Annotated in this window: 14 protein-coding genes; 8 read left to right on the top strand and 6 right to left on the bottom strand. The window is 52.3% G+C overall.

Annotated features, from left to right (window positions below; genetic code table 11):
* Positions 1-31 precede the first annotated feature (31 nt).
* Together dmsD and clcB are read left to right on the top strand one after the other, a co-directional pair.
* Positions 32-646: a Tat proofreading chaperone DmsD gene (gene dmsD / locus FDW92_RS12950; RefSeq protein ID WP_042308493.1), complete on the top strand. Its 615-nt coding sequence runs from the start codon at positions 32-34 to the stop codon at positions 644-646.
* A gap of 119 nt (positions 647-765) precedes the next feature.
* Positions 766-2,055 (top strand): voltage-gated ClC-type chloride channel ClcB, encoded by a 1,290-nt coding sequence (gene clcB, locus FDW92_RS12945; protein ID WP_042308495.1) that lies wholly within the window; start codon positions 766-768, stop codon positions 2,053-2,055.
* On the opposite strand, the gene bioD is transcribed toward clcB, so the two are convergent.
* The 3 genes from bioD to FDW92_RS12930 form a co-directional block, all read right to left on the bottom strand.
* Entirely contained in the window at positions 2,011-2,706 is a 696-nt protein-coding gene (gene bioD, locus FDW92_RS12940; RefSeq protein ID WP_042308499.1) for a dethiobiotin synthase, read from the bottom strand. The two genes, clcB and bioD, sit on opposite strands and share 45 nt — an antisense overlap.
* A 125-nt stretch (positions 2,707-2,831) precedes the next feature.
* Positions 2,832-4,052 carry a sugar metabolism global transcriptional regulator Mlc gene (mlc, locus tag FDW92_RS12935; RefSeq protein ID WP_042308501.1) on the bottom strand — a complete coding sequence of 407 codons (1,221 nt, stop codon included), beginning with the start codon at positions 4,050-4,052 and terminating at the stop codon, positions 2,832-2,834.
* Positions 4,053-4,170: 118 nt separating this feature from the next.
* Positions 4,171-5,079, bottom strand: coding sequence for a LysR family transcriptional regulator (locus FDW92_RS12930; protein ID WP_042308503.1), 909 nt, complete (start codon positions 5,077-5,079; stop codon positions 4,171-4,173).
* Between the two features lie 107 nt (positions 5,080-5,186).
* Between FDW92_RS12930 and FDW92_RS12925 the strand changes: the two genes are divergently transcribed.
* Positions 5,187-6,437, top strand: coding sequence for an MFS transporter (locus FDW92_RS12925; RefSeq protein ID WP_038640493.1), 1,251 nt, complete (start codon positions 5,187-5,189; stop codon positions 6,435-6,437).
* 30 nt (positions 6,438-6,467) lie between these two features.
* On the opposite strand, the gene FDW92_RS12920 is transcribed toward FDW92_RS12925, so the two are convergent.
* From FDW92_RS12920 to FDW92_RS12910, 3 genes are all read right to left on the bottom strand, one after another.
* A complete protein-coding gene (locus FDW92_RS12920) occupies positions 6,468-7,142 on the bottom strand; it encodes a CPBP family intramembrane glutamic endopeptidase (protein WP_042308544.1) in 675 nt (224 codons plus the stop codon).
* An 87-nt stretch (positions 7,143-7,229) separates the two neighbouring features.
* Positions 7,230-8,711 (bottom strand): HAMP domain-containing sensor histidine kinase, encoded by a 1,482-nt coding sequence (locus tag FDW92_RS12915; protein ID WP_042308546.1) that lies wholly within the window; start codon positions 8,709-8,711, stop codon positions 7,230-7,232.
* Positions 8,708-9,430, bottom strand: a complete 723-nt coding sequence (locus FDW92_RS12910) for a response regulator transcription factor (protein ID WP_042308548.1) — start codon at positions 9,428-9,430, stop codon at positions 8,708-8,710. Before FDW92_RS12910 ends, FDW92_RS12915 begins: the two co-directional genes overlap by 4 nt.
* Before the next feature lie 188 nt (positions 9,431-9,618).
* On the opposite strand from FDW92_RS12910, the gene msrP reads away from it, so the two are divergent.
* The 5 genes from msrP (at position 9,619) to FDW92_RS12885 (ending at position 14,407) form a co-directional block, all read left to right on the top strand.
* Entirely contained in the window at positions 9,619-10,623 is a 1,005-nt protein-coding gene (msrP, locus tag FDW92_RS12905) for a protein-methionine-sulfoxide reductase catalytic subunit MsrP (RefSeq protein ID WP_042308550.1), read from the top strand.
* On the top strand, positions 10,624-11,250 hold the full coding sequence (gene msrQ, locus FDW92_RS12900; protein ID WP_042308552.1) for a protein-methionine-sulfoxide reductase heme-binding subunit MsrQ: 627 nt from the start codon (positions 10,624-10,626) through the stop codon (positions 11,248-11,250). It abuts the gene before it with no gap.
* A gap of 47 nt (positions 11,251-11,297) precedes the next feature.
* Positions 11,298-12,785, top strand: coding sequence for a carboxypeptidase M32 (locus FDW92_RS12895; protein ID WP_042308609.1), 1,488 nt, complete (start codon positions 11,298-11,300; stop codon positions 12,783-12,785).
* Between the two features lie 137 nt (positions 12,786-12,922).
* Complete coding sequence (gene asr, locus FDW92_RS12890; protein WP_042308555.1) at positions 12,923-13,315, top strand: acid resistance repetitive basic protein Asr; 393 nt, start codon at positions 12,923-12,925, stop codon at positions 13,313-13,315.
* Between the two features lie 270 nt (positions 13,316-13,585).
* A complete protein-coding gene (locus tag FDW92_RS12885; RefSeq protein ID WP_042308558.1) occupies positions 13,586-14,407 on the top strand; it encodes a serine protease in 822 nt (273 codons plus the stop codon).
* Positions 14,408-14,431 lie beyond the last annotated feature (24 nt).

Below are 14,431 nucleotides of genomic sequence, written 5' to 3'. Positions count from 1 at the left end.
GGGGCACCCCGCACTTTTCAGGATTGTTTGCATGACCCATTTTTCACAACGTGACAACTTCTCTACCGCGGCGCGCGTATTGGGTGCGCTGTTCTACTATGCGCCAGACAGTGCGGAAGCTTCTGCGCTGGTCAGTGCGCTTAAAACCGATGGCTGGCAGGCGCAGTGGCCGCTTGCACCCACGTCCCTTTCTGCGCTGGCTGAACAACTGCAGGCCGAGGCTGATGAGCCGCTCCCGCAAGCCTGGCAGCGACTGTTTGTCGGCCCTTACGCGCTACCTTCTCCGCCCTGGGGTTCTGTCTGGCTGGATCGTGAAAATGTCTTGTTTGGCGATTCCACACTGGCATTACGTCAGTGGATGCGGGACAACGGGATCCAGTTTGCCATGCAGCAAAATGAACCGGAAGATCACTTTGGCGCGCTGCTGTTACTGACGGCCTGGCTTGCTGAAAACGGACGCCACACCGAATGCGAACAGTTATTAGCCTGGCATCTGCTACCGTGGTCAACTCGCTTCCTTGACGTGTTTATCGAACATGCGAACCACCCGTTCTACCAGGCTTTGGGTGAACTGGCGCGACTGACGCTGGCACAGTGGCGATCGCAATTACTGATCCCAGTAGCCGATAAACCTTTATTTCGTTAATTTCGCCGCAGGCAAGACGTTTCTTGCCTGCGTTCCATCCCGTTGCGCACGCTGAGCTTTTGCTTCTGTTGCCAAATAGCCGCAAAATAAAGCGTCTGAATTTCCCTGTCTGGCCACTCATGCATCATTTACATGCTTACCCTGACCTGCGTGCGATGTTTCGCCGCCTGCTGATCGCCGCGCTGATTGGTATCCTTGCCGCGTTAGCCGTCGCGGGTTTTCGCCATGCCATGTTCCTTCTTGAATGGTTGTTCCTGGGCAACGACACGGGCAGTCTGGTCAATGCGGCGACAAACCTTTCTCCTATAAGGCGCATGCTGACGCCCGCGCTGGGCGGCCTGGCAGCTGGCTTACTGCTCTGGGGTTGGCAAAAATTCAACCGTTTACGACCACAGGCTCCTACAGATTACATGGAAGCCCTGCAAACGGATGGACAATTCGACGTCAGCGCCAGCCTGGTAAAGTCACTGGCATCGTTACTGGTTGTCGCCAGCGGCAGTGCTATCGGGCGTGAAGGCGCCATGATTTTGCTGGCGGCGCTGGCCGCGTCCAGCTTTGCCCAACGCTTTACACCCCGCACTGAATGGAAATTATGGATTGCTTGTGGCGCGGCTGCAGGTATGGCCGGCGCGTATCATGCCCCACTGGCGGGCAGTTTATTTATTGCTGAAGTCCTGTTTGGCACGATGATCCTCGCCTCGCTGGGGCCAGTGGTGGTATCCGCCGTCGTCGCTTTGCTCACCACTAATGTGCTGAGCGACAGCAATGCGTTGCTCTATGCCGTGCACTTCACACGGGAACTGCATGTGCTGGAATACGTCATGATCGTCAGTACTGGTCTGGTTGCCGGCGTCTGCGGTCCGCTGTTCATGTGGTTGATGACCGCCAGCCATAATGGCTTTTTACGCTTAAAACTCTCGCCACCGTGGCAACTGGCGCTTGGCGGGCTGATCGTTGGCCTGTTGTCGCTGCTCACTCCTGCCGTTTGGGGAAATGGCTACAGCGTGGTGCAGTCATACCTACTCTCGCCACCGTTATTGACCGTGGTGAGTGGGATCTTTATCTGCAAGTTACTGGCTGTGCTTGCCAGCAGTGGCTCCGGTGCGCCGGGTGGGGTGTTTACGCCAACGCTGTTTGTCGGTATGTCTGTCGGCATGCTGCTGGGACGGGCGTGGGGATTATGGCTTCCGGGTCCGGATGAAATTGCCATTCTGCTGGGATTAACGGGGATGGCCACGCTACTGGCAGCAACCACGCATGCGCCAATTATGTCTACATTGATGGTTTGTGAAATGACCGGGGAGTATCGCTTGCTCCCCGGATTACTGATCGCCTGCGTGGTGGCGTCAGTGCTGTCGAGAACGTTACGCCACGACTCTATCTACCGACAGCACGCTGCCAAGCATTGACAGACGGATATACTGTGACAGCTCGCGCTGCTCTGCGCGAGGCAGATACGGCAGTTCGCCGATTAGCGGCGCAGGTAATTTTTTGCTCAGCACGTCAATGATTTCCGCATAATGCGCCAGCCCTGGGTTGATTCGGTTTGCGACCCAGCCAAGCAGCGGCAATCCGTCGCTGGCAATCGCCTGTGCGGTAAGGATGGCATGATTAATACAACCTTCCTGAATACCGACTACCATCAGCACCGGCATTTGTTCCTGTACCACCCATTCAGATAGCGGACGCAGATCATTCATCAGACTCCGCCAGCCGCCGGTGCCTTCCACGACAACGTGATCAACTTTTTCACTCAGGCTTGCGAGACCGTTGGAAAGCAAGGTGTAATTGACCGGACCACTATGCGCTACGCTACTTTCGTCCTCGCTCAGCGCAATCGGGTTGACCGCCTCATAAGGCAGTTCGATGGATGACACACTTTGCAGCACCAGCGCATCTTTGTTGCGCAAGCCTTCGGGCGTCTCTTTGCTTCCTTTGGCTACCGGTTTGTAGCCCGCGACACTTTTACCCCCTGACGCCAACGCTTGTAGTAATGCGCGGGAAACCACGGTCTTCCCAACAGAAGTGTCTGTACCTGTAATAAAGAAACGCTTCAGCATCACTAACTCCACCGTTATGCTTTGAAAATATAAGTCAGGAAAATAAAACAGTGGAGAAAGTCTAAGGTATGACGACCGGAATCAGCTTGAGATAGCGCAATTTTTCGTACAACAGTTAAAAAATGTTAACCCTGTAATAGACGTATCAACAAAGAACCGTTATACATCGCGTCCTTAACGAGCGCGGCCCCTGCCATCGTCCCCTGATTAGTAAACTGCGTACTTTCGACGACAATATGCCGACTGTAGGCCGGGAGCGCCTGCTGACGAATGCTGTCAGCAATGGTGGGAAACAAAATATCCGCCGCTTTACTGAGCGGAGAACCAATCAATATCTTTTGCGGGTTGAACAAATTCACCATAATAGCAAGGATGCGTCCGACGTGGGTCCCGACACCGCTAATGATATCCTTCGCCAATAAATCACCCTGCATGGCTGCCAAACACAGCGCATCCACTGTTAACGGTTGTCCATGCAGTGAAGAGCTCATTGACTGCTTCAGCCGCACCTGCGCCAGTTCCAGTACGCTGTCGACGCTGGCGATGGTTTCCAGACAACCATGATTACCGCAATAGCAACGTTTACCGTAGGGATCGACCTGCGTATGACCAATTTCCACCAGGCTACTGCTACCGGCATGCAGTAAATGACCGTCGGTTATCACCCCTGCGCCAACGTTATGATCAATGACGACCTGAATGACATCGCGTGCGCCACGCGACGCGCCAAAAAGCGCCTCCGCCATGGTCCAGGCGCTGATATCATGCTGAATATAGACCGGCACACCGGTATGGTTTTCGAGCGCTTCGCCCAGCGGCATCTCTTTGACGTCATCGTAAAACGGCATGCTATGAACGATGCCGTTTTCGGTATCGATTATGCCAGGTAGCGTGATGGCGATGGAGGTCAGGCGTTCCAGCTTTTGCTGGTGGCGGATGAAAAACTGATCGACCTGGGTAATGACACGTTGCAGCAGAGGTGTTTCACTGACCAGCGCCATTTCCAGGCAATCCTCAACCACCAACTTGCTGCTCAGATCGCGCAGCGCCAGAAAAATCTCGCCGCGACTGATGCGAATGGATAGATAATGCCAGGCTTCGGTTTCGACAACCAGCCCCACGGCCGGACGCCCACGACTCCCTGCTTCCTTGATTTCCAGCTCTTGTACCAGGTGGGCTTCAAGCATTTCGCGGACAATTTTGGTAATACTGGCAGGCGCCAATTGTGCCAGGCGAGAGAGATCAATACGCGATACCGGTCCCAGCTGATCAATCAGGCGATAGACCGCGCCCGCATTGGTCTGCTTAATTTGATCGATATGCCCAGGCTGACTATCAGCAACCACCACTTACTCCCTTTATTTTCGCGCTCCGAAATAATCTGCGGGCTATGGTGAAGCACTTCAATGGCTTCCGTCAACTTTTTACTTAGCCTTGTGATTTACTGCACATTTTCACCCATATTTAAACTAAATTAATCGCCTGCACCGCCGCCAGCAGTTGTTCACGAAAACGTTGCGCGGCATGACTTTGCTCATGATGCTTAGGCCAGACTAACCACATTTCGGAGACGGCATCTTCTTCCGCTATCGGGATCCAGCACATTTCATACAATTGCACCCGTTTAAAGGAAGCGGGCAGGATCGAAACGCCCAATCCCGCGGCCACTAATCCAATGATGGTCATCGCCTCGCCAACCTCCTGAGTTATCGTCGGTTTGAGGTTATAGCGACGCATCAGGCCCAAAATGTCGTCATACAACCCTGTTCCCACATGAGGGTCAAAAAAGACAAATGGCTCATTAGCCAGCTCAGCCAGCGTCACTACGGGCTTTTGCGCCAACGGATGCGCTCGTGGGATCATCGCCATCAGCGGTTCATGCAGAATAACCTCTCGCGCCAGCGTTTCCGGGAGTTGCGTGTTACGCATAAGCCCCAGATCAAGAGTGCCTTCGTTAAGTGGAGCAATTTGCTCGCGCGTATTCATCTCGCGGGTTTGCATATGCACCACAGGATAGCGCTGGCGAAACAGGGAGAGCGTGTCTGATACCGCTTTGATAAACGGCGCTGATGACGTAAAGCCGAGACGCAACTCCCCCGCTTCTCCGAGATGCAAACGCTCTGCCCGGGCGGCGGCTTCATTAACCAGGCCAAGGATCTGCCGACTGTCCGCCAGAAACTGTTTTCCGGCGGCTGTGAGGGCAACGCTGCGGTTAGTTCGCGCCAATAACCGGGCGCCAATCTGCTGTTCCAGGATTTGGATCTGCTGGCTTAACGGTGGTTGCGAAATATTCAGCCGCGCTGCCGCCCGACCAAAATGCAACTCTTCCGCAACCGCCACGAAGTAGCGTAAATGACGAAGTTCGATATTCATATTTTTAAAATATTATTTGAGATTATTAATATATTAGACAGAATATTGGGATTTTCATACTCTTAAGGCTGGTCCTGTAGTAGCAAAATATTAAGCAAGGATTCCAAGTGAGTCGTACAACAACGGTCGATACCGCGCCGGCAAGCGATATTGACGAGAGCGTTACCCTGCCGGATGGTTTTATCAAACGCGGTACATCCCCTTTTATGCGCGTTACGCTGGCGCTGTTTTCTGCCGGGCTGGCGACATTTGCCCTGCTCTATTGCGTGCAGCCCATACTGCCGGTGCTCTCGCACGAGTTTGGGGTTTCCCCTGCCAGCAGCAGTATTTCGCTTTCCATCTCTACGGCAATGCTGGCCATCGGTTTACTGTTTACTGGCCCACTTTCCGATGCGATAGGTCGTAAGCCGGTAATGGTTACGGCACTGCTACTCGCCTCCTGCTGTACACTGCTCTCAACAATGATGACCAGCTGGCACGGGATTTTAATCATGCGCGCGCTGATCGGTCTGTCGCTGAGCGGCGTGGCGGCGGTGGGGATGACCTATCTGAGTGAGGAAATTCATCCCAGCTTTGTGGCTTTCTCAATGGGTTTGTATATCAGTGGCAACTCAATTGGCGGTATGAGTGGTCGCTTGATCAGCGGCGTATTCACCGACTTTTTCAACTGGCGTATCGCGCTGGCGGCGATCGGCTGTTTTGCCCTCGCCTCCGCGCTGATGTTCTGGAAAATTTTGCCAGAGTCCCGTCATTTCAGGCCCACGTCGCTGCGACCTAAATCATTGTTCATCAATTTCCGTTTGCACTGGCGCGACAGAGGGTTACCGCTACTGTTTGCGGAAGGTTTTTTGCTGATGGGGTCGTTTGTCACACTGTTTAATTACATCGGCTATCGCCTGATGCTCTCTCCGTGGGAACTCAGTCAGGCTGTTGTCGGCCTGTTATCCGTGGCATATCTGACCGGGACCTGGAGTTCACCGAAAGCAGGCTCCATGACTACCCGCTATGGTCGCGGCCCGGTGATGATCGTTTCAACCGGCGTGATGCTTTTTGGGCTATTGATGACCCTGTTTACCTCACTATGGCTGATCTTCGCCGGGATGCTGCTCTTTTCTGCCGGGTTCTTTGCCGCGCACTCTGTGGCAAGTAGTTGGATTGGACCACGAGCAAAACGCGCTAAAGGCCAGGCCTCTTCCCTGTATCTGTTCAGCTATTACCTGGGCTCCAGTATTGCCGGTACGCTGGGCGGTGTGTTCTGGCATAGCTACGGCTGGAACGGCGTGGGCGGATTTATCGCCCTAATGCTGGTGCTGGCGTTGCTGGTCGGTGCGCGTTTGCACCATCGTCTGCACGTTTAATCAAGGATGCCCGGCTTCGGGCATCATCACTTATGAAGACGCTGCCATTTGCAGGACAATAACCGTCCCGTTCATCACGATATGCAGCGTCATCGGCATCAGCAGTCCGTTGCTTTTCAATCTGGCAAGGATTAAAACCTGCGACACAAGAAACAGCATCAGCAGCGTGCGCAGATCCACATACTGGGTATGCATCACGGCAAAAATGATCGATACCACGACTGACGACAGCCAGGTTTTATTATTGAACCAATACTGGAATGCGTTGAATAAACAGCCCCTGAAAACAATTTCTTCATAAACTGGCGCAAAAAATATCAGGGTCAGAGTGGATAACCACAGCGCGTAGTTGTTTAAAGATATCTGGCTGGTTACCCACGCTTCGGTTTGTCTGAGACCTATCAACCACGGCAAGATAAGCTGAATAAAAAGCAGGGCCGCAAATAAAATGCCAAACCAGCGGGCATTGAAGATCCCTTTGCCCAGCCCCTCTCTTTTTCTGAAGAAGAAATAATACAGCGGAACCAATACGATAAATTCCAGCATAAACAACAGCGGGAAGAGTAATCCTTTGGCGAGCAGCTCCTGGCTTGCGGGAAAAAACAACGGGGTAAACGTGAGGCCAAACATCAGCAAAAACATAGAAAAACAGCCAGCAACGGCTTTGGTCCGGGCGATATATTGGTTGTCGACATCCTGTGACATACAATCTCCTTGCACTTGTCGAGTATAAGATGATGAATTATCGATATATGATAAAAATTCTCATTATCACTGACAACCTACCAACATTTACCCTATGTATGGCGAATCCGTCAGCGGCAGCCAAAAGCGGAAGCACGCGCCTGCCGTTGAATTAACCAGATTGATATCGCCGCCATGCAGTTCAAGCATTCTTCGCACAATCAGCAATCCCAGACCGCCGCGCTGCTCACGGGGAGTTAACGCGGTTGGGCGCTGAAATAACACTTCGCGTACCCCCATTTCCACGCCTGGGCCGCTGTCCTGCACTTCTGCTACCAGTCGGTCTTCATCACGCCAGATTTTTAGCCATACATCCCCCCCGTCAGGCGTATGGCGGATAGCATTATCCAGCAAATTCGTCACCACCCTTTCCATCATCGATAAATCGGCATTTACCAGTGGTAACGGCCCCATCACGTCAAGGTGTAACTGTAAATGGCGTGTGGCAACAGGTAGATCAAACTTCTGCGCCACATCCTGGATCAACTCGCCAAAAGCAAAACGTTCGCGCTGAGGTTTTATGCCTCCGTGCTCCAGCCTCGCCAGCTCAAACAGTTGTTGTGACAGATGGCGAACCTTATGCCCCTGGCGCAACGCGATACTAAGATAATGCCTGTTTTCCTCTGGCGTTATCGTGTCGGCTTTCAGCGACAACATTTCCAGATACCCCAGCAGCGAGGTGAGCGGCGTGCGTAAATCATGAGATATATTGGCAATAAACTCTCTGCGCTGGCGATCGCTGTCAGCTAACAAATCCCACTGCTGCGCAATTTGCTGTGCCAGTTCAATAAACGCATTGTTCAACAACGCAATTTCATTACCCGGTGACGGTACGGGCTTTTTCTGCGCCAACTGCTTAATGACGCTAATACTGTCCTGCTCCATTTTGACCACCTGCGCGGTCAACCTTTTTACCGGATGCGTCACCCATCGCCACACCAACAAGCCCGCAATTCCGCCGGCTAATAAAACCAGAATTAACGTTCCTGCCACCGTGTTCAAGAGCGTTTTCTGCCAGGCGGTATTTGCCAGCATATGCAGATTTTCGCCCTGGAGAACAATGTACAGATAACCATGTAGTTGGCCGTTAAGCATCACTGGCGCCGCACTAAAGACCTTCTGCTGATCGCTGCGCGGATCATCGCCATACACTGGCAAAGCATCCGAATTTAGAAAACCCTGGATCGGCTGCACGGTAATTTTCTGGCGCTGAATATGCCCGGGCGGTGCGGCATCGGCGAGTATGTCACCTGCAGGTGAAACCAGATACAGTTCAACGCTTGGATTGAGCGTCATAAGGTGATTAAACAGTCCTTTTAACGTCTGTCGATTGATCTGCCCGCGGGTATCAATCAGAGCCTCACTTTTGACAATCTTGCTCGCCAGTTCCAGCGACAGCCTTTGCACCATGGCATCGCCATATTTTTGACTATTACGCAGCTGGACAACGCTGACGGCTACCGCGCAAATCAACATAATCGCGGTAAATACCAGGGTCAGACGCTGGCTTAAAGACAGTCGATAAATCATGACTGATGCTCCGCGTTATTCGCTGTAAGCTTATAGCCTCGTCCCCAAACGGTAAGAATAATTTCCGGCTCAGCAGCATCTTTTTCAATCTTGGTCCGCAGACGATTAATATGGCTGTTCACCGTATGCTCATACCCTTCGTGCTGGTAGCCCCACACATGATCTAACAGCGCCTGACGCGAAAAAACCTCGCCAGGATGACGAGCGAAAAAATAGAGCAGATCGAACTCACGGGGCGTCAAATCGATTGATTTGCCATGCTGGCGGACTTCACGGGCTAAGGGATCAATCTCCAAACCATGGATGTTAATGAGCCCCGCTTCCACACGCAGATTCTGGCTCATCGCCTCCTGACGGCGAAACAACGCCTTCACACGGGCCATCAGTTCCAGTATGGAGAAAGGTTTGGCTAAATAATCATCGGCTCCCATCTCCAGCCCCAGAACGCGATGAGTTTCACTGGTACGGGCGCTAATAATGATGACGGGTAAATAGAAACTCATTTGACGAATGCGACGACATATTTCCAGACCATCGATACCCGGCAGCATTAAATCGAGGATAACCGCATCCCAGACATGTTTTTCCAGTTGTTCAAGCGCGCGCGTTCCATCCGCCTCATGGATAATTTCGTATCCCTCATCCTTCAGGCTAAGCTGCAAAAGTGAGGCAATATCGCTGTCATCTTCCACCAAAAATATCTTTTTTGCGCCGGCCATCAGTGTCCTCTCCTTCTCATCGTTGTGAAAGCTTACCTCAGGCAAGGGGCGGAAGTTATCACAAAATTTTTAACTTTTCGTGAGGATCCTGGGATACGCCTGGATACAGGATGTCGTTATAGAAAGTCAGGCATCAACAGGGAAACGTCGCTTTGTTTTCCTTAACATGAAAATAAAAAGGAACAGTTATGCAGAAAAAACGTCCACTTCGGGAAGCTGATGTTACCGCCGAATCAGTTTTTTTTATGCAAAGACGACAGATCCTCAAAGCGCTTGGGATAGGCGCTGCAGTCGCTTCTCTCTCCTCCCCGACACAGGCGAATCTACTGAATTGGTTTAAGGGCAACGATCGAGCGCCTGCACCGGCGGGGAAACCGCTCGAGTTCATAAAACCGGATGCCTGGCAAAGCTCACTACCCCTGACGCCGGAAGACAAGGTAACGGGCTATAACAATTTCTATGAATTTGGTCTGGATAAGGCCGATCCTGCCGCCAATGCCGGTAGCCTGAAAACCGATCCCTGGACATTAACCATCAGCGGTGAGGTGAACAAATCCTTAACGTTGGATCATGATGCGCTGACCACACGTTTTCCGTTAGAAGAACGTATTTACCGGATGCGTTGCGTTGAAGCGTGGTCGATGGTTGTGCCGTGGATTGGCTTTCCCTTACATAAATTATTGGCGCAGGTTGAACCCACCAGCGACGCCAGGTATGTCGCGTTTGAAACACGTTACGCCCCCGATGAAATGCCCGGTCAGAAAGATCGCTTCATTGGTGGCGGCTTGAAATACCCCTATGTTGAAGGTTTGCGTTTGGATGAGGCCATGCACCCTCTTACCCTTCTGACCGTGGGCGTGTATGGCAAAGCGTTGCCGCCGCAAAACGGGGCGCCGATACGCCTGACGGTCCCCTGGAAATATGGCTTCAAGGGTATTAAATCGATTGTCAGTATCAAGCTGACACGTGAGCGCCCGCCGACGACCTGGAATATGTCAGCGCCGAACGAATACGGTTTTTACGCCAATGTTAATCCGCATGTCGATCATCCTCGGTGGTCTCAGGCGACAGAACGTTTTATCGGTTCCGGTGGGATTCTCGATGTACAACGCCAGCCGACGTTGCTTTTTAACGGTTACGCCAGGGAGGTGGCTTCTTTATATCGGGGTATGGATCTACGGGAGAACTTTTAAGTGAGATTAACGGCAAAGCAGATAACCGGCCTGAAAGTGCTACTGCATCTCGCCGGTTTTTTACCCCTGCTATGGCTCTTCTGGGCAGTGCAACAGGGTGCGTTGGGCGCCGATCCCGGGAAAGACATTCAGCATTTTACCGGCATTACTGCGCTAAAATTCTTGCTTGCTACCCTGCTGGTATCGCCGCTCGCACGCTATGCAAAGCAGCCTTTGCTGTTTCGTACCCGACGGTTGTTAGGATTATGGTGTTTTGCCTGGGCCACACTGCATCTGACCAGCTATGCGCTATTGGAGCTGGGTATACAAAATTTGGGATTATTGGGGCGAGAGCTGGTTTTACGGCCATGGCTCACGCTGGGCATGACGGGTTGGGTTATCTTACTCCTGCTGACGCTGACCTCCACGCAGGCCGCACAGCGTAAAATGGGCAAACGCTGGCAAACGTTGCACAATTACGTCTACCTGACTGCCATTTTACTCCCGGTTCATTACCTATGGTCGGTCAAAGTGTTGTCACCGTCCCCTATTATCTACGCCTCCTGTTTTATTGTGCTGCTGGTATTTCGCTATAAAAAGTTGTTACGCAAAAGCGAATACAAAGGTGTGTTTATGAAAAGTGAATGAATCACGGTAAACTTCTTACCCACACCAAAACAGAACGAGAACAAAAAATGAGTAACAATGATAATTACCATCAACTCACCCGCACGTTCCAGCGCCTCTCTCGCTTCTCTCACCTTTCGGCTATCGCCAGTTGGGACATGTTCACCATGATGCCGCCGGGCGGCAGTAAAGCTCGCGGCGAAGCGTTGGCTGAACTAAGCGTGCTTGAACATCAGCTGTTAACCGACCCGAAGGTAGCCACGTGGATCGCCGCAGCAAAACAGGAAGATCTTAACGATGTTGAGCAAGCGAATTTGCGCGAAATGTCGCGACTGCATCACCAGGCATCCCTGCTGCCTGAATCACTGGTAGAAGCAAAGTCGCTGGCGGGCAGTCGCTGTGAGCATGCCTGGCGCAGCCAGAGACCCGCGAACGATTGGGAAGGATTCTCCGAGAACCTGAAAGAAGTCGTGAAGTACAGCCGCGAAGAAGCCCGACTGCGTGCAGACGCTAAAGGCTGTTCACCTTATGACGCGCTACTGGACATCTTTGAACCAGGAATGACCAGCGCCCAACTGGATGTCCTGTTTGCGGACGTGAAAAGCTGGCTGCCCGATCTACTCACCAGGGCAGTGGCAAAACAGTCTCAGCAAACGCTTATCGCCCCGGTTGGCCCCTTCCCGAAGGCTGTCCAGCGAGAGCTGGGTCTGGAAACGATGGCGCAGTTAGGATTCGACTTTACGGCTGGCCGACTGGATATCAGCGCACACCCCTTCTGTGGCGGCGTACCGGAAGATGTGCGCATTACTACCCGCTATGACGAAAATGAACTCCTCAGCGCGCTGTTTGGCGTGATTCATGAAACCGGTCATGCCCGCTATGAGCAAAACCTGCCGCGTAACTGGTCAGGACAACCTATCGCTCTGGCACGCTCAACAGCCATTCATGAGTCGCAAAGTCTGTTCTTTGAGATGCAATTGGGGCGCAGTAAAGCATTCCTGACGCGACTCATTCCGGCGGTGACGCGTCATTTTGGCGATCAGGCTGCGTTTGAAGAGAGCAATTTTATCGCCTGGAACCAGCAGGTAAAACCCGGTTTTATCCGCGTTGACGCCGACGAGGTGAGCTATCCGGCTCACGTGATCCTGCGTTATGAAATCGAGCGAGCATTAATTAACGGCGACATTGAAGTGGATGACATTCCGGCATTGTGGAATGAGAAGATGCAGGCCTGGCTTGGACTGTCAACGGTGGGGGATTATCGCAATGGCTGTATGCAGGATATTCACTGGACCGACGGCGGCTTTGGCTACTTCCCGTCTTACACTTTAGGCGCTGTGTATGCGGCGCAATTGTTCAGCGCAGCTCACCGCGCATTGCCCGATCTGAACCAGCACATTGCGCAAGGAGAGTTTAGCGCCCTCTTTGAATGGCTACGCCAGAATATCTGGCAGCATGGCAGTCGTTTTACCACGGAACAACTCATTACCCAGGCCACCGGAGAGCCGCTCAGCAGCCGCTATTTCCGCGCTCACCTGGAAGCCCGTTATTTGTAATCTCCTACCGTGAGTCATTGTACATATCGTTACACGCCGATACCAATGACTCACGGAAGCCCAGTAATTACAGCGATATAGTTATTTCAACGGCCCCGCAGTGGGGTTGAATGAAAAACCAAATCGAGGGTATGAGAATGAAAAAAGTATTAGCTCTGGTTGTTGCCGCTGCTATGGGTCTGTCTTCTGCTGCATTTGCTGCTGAAACAACTGCTACCACCGCGCCAACTGCTGCAACGACGAAAGCGGCCCCGGCGAAAACCACGCATCATAAAAAACAGCACAAAACTGCGACGCAGAAAGCGCCAGAACAGAAAGCTCAGGCTGTTAAAAAACACACCAAAAAAGCAGCAACTAAACCGGCTGTAGAACAAAAAGCGCCAGCACAGAAAGCTCAGGCGGCGAAAAAGCACACCAAAAAAGCAGCAACCAAACCTGCTGCAGAACAAAAAGCTCAGGCCGCTAAAAAACACACCAAAAAAACCGTAAAACACGACTCCGCGAAACCAGCCGCTCAGCCTGCTGCATAACACACCTGTAGTCACTATGGCGCCCCCCACGCCGTAGCATACGGCGCTAAATCATCCAGATTTGGCGCCGCCTTTCGGAGGGTAAAATGGTGTCACATTACCGCTTTGAGTTCATTCTTACGGCCCTGATTATTTGTGCCCTCATCGCCATGCATTTTTATCTTTCCTGAGTGTAGTTATCTGATTTTACTCCCACTTTCCCGCCGTCCCGTCTATAGTATTAACTGAGGGTTTGCTGTTAAAAATCATAATTCCCCACCAGAGTGTGATATGCATAAAACCATTGCTGTGTTACTGGGTTCAATTTTTTTAACTCCTGTCGTTGCGCATGCGGAACAGCCAGCAACGTCCAGCGCTGAAGCAGAAAACATAAAAACGCTGTTTTTTGGACATGACGATCGCATTAAGGTGACTGACCCAACGCAATCACCATGGGACGCTATCGGACAACTGGAAACCGCCAGCGGTAATCTGTGTACCGCTACGCTCATTTCACCCCATCTGGCTCTGACTGCCGGACACTGCTTACTTACGCCGCCAAAAGGTAAACCTGATAAGGCCGTGGCGTTACGCTTCGTGTCGAAAAAGGGTATCTGGCGTTATGAAATCCACGGAATTGAAGGCCGGGTAGATCCTTCCCTCGGCAAACGTTTAAAAGCCGATGGTGATGGCTGGATTGTGCCCCCCTCCGCCGCCCCATGGGATTTTGGTCTGGTGGTGTTGCGTTATCCACCTTCCGGAATCACACCGCTGCCATTATTTGAAGGTGATAAAGCGGCGTTAACCGCGGCGCTGAAAACCGCGGATCGTCAAGTCACACAGTCGGGCTATCCGGAAGATCATCTTGACGATTTGTACACACATCAGGATTGCGTAGTAACCGGCTGGGCGCAAAATACCGTTTTGTCACATCAGTGCGATACGCTCCCGGGCGACAGTGGGTCGCCATTGATGCTGAAGACGGATTCCGGCTGGCAATTGATTGGCGTACAAAGCTCCGCTCCGGCGGCGAAAGATCGCTGGCGGGCAGATAACCGCGCGATTTCCGTGACCGGATTTCGCGACAAACTGGAAGCGCTCGCCAAGGGATAACACATGCTGCCCGCATTACGGGCA

It is taken from the genome of Citrobacter sp. wls706 (assembly GCF_005281305.1).
Taxonomy (GTDB): Bacteria; Pseudomonadota; Gammaproteobacteria; order Enterobacterales; family Enterobacteriaceae; genus Citrobacter; species Citrobacter werkmanii.
The sequence above is the reverse complement of the archived record's forward strand: the minus strand, read 5'-3'. Positions and strand labels throughout refer to the sequence as shown.

What these genes read in the sequence shown, in the direction of transcription:
- dmsD (WP_042308493.1), top strand. Translation starts at nt 32, where the DNA reads ATGACCCATTTTTCACAACGTGACAACTTCTCTACCGCGGCGCGCGTA.
- clcB (WP_042308495.1), top strand. Translation starts at nt 766, where the DNA reads ATGCATCATTTACATGCTTACCCTGACCTGCGTGCGATGTTTCGCCGC.
- bioD (WP_042308499.1), bottom strand. Translation starts at nt 2,706, where the DNA reads ATGCTGAAGCGTTTCTTTATTACAGGTACAGACACTTCTGTTGGGAAG.
- FDW92_RS12930 (WP_042308503.1), bottom strand. Translation starts at nt 5,079, where the DNA reads ATGAATATCGAACTTCGTCATTTACGCTACTTCGTGGCGGTTGCGGAA.
- FDW92_RS12920 (WP_042308544.1), bottom strand. Translation starts at nt 7,142, where the DNA reads ATGTCACAGGATGTCGACAACCAATATATCGCCCGGACCAAAGCCGTT.
- FDW92_RS12915 (WP_042308546.1), bottom strand. Translation starts at nt 8,711, where the DNA reads ATGATTTATCGACTGTCTTTAAGCCAGCGTCTGACCCTGGTATTTACC.
- FDW92_RS12910 (WP_042308548.1), bottom strand. Translation starts at nt 9,430, where the DNA reads ATGGCCGGCGCAAAAAAGATATTTTTGGTGGAAGATGACAGCGATATT.
- msrP (WP_042308550.1), top strand. Translation starts at nt 9,619, where the DNA reads ATGCAGAAAAAACGTCCACTTCGGGAAGCTGATGTTACCGCCGAATCA.
- FDW92_RS12895 (WP_042308609.1), top strand. Translation starts at nt 11,298, where the DNA reads ATGAGTAACAATGATAATTACCATCAACTCACCCGCACGTTCCAGCGC.
- asr (WP_042308555.1), top strand. Translation starts at nt 12,923, where the DNA reads ATGAAAAAAGTATTAGCTCTGGTTGTTGCCGCTGCTATGGGTCTGTCT.
- FDW92_RS12885 (WP_042308558.1), top strand. Translation starts at nt 13,586, where the DNA reads ATGCATAAAACCATTGCTGTGTTACTGGGTTCAATTTTTTTAACTCCT.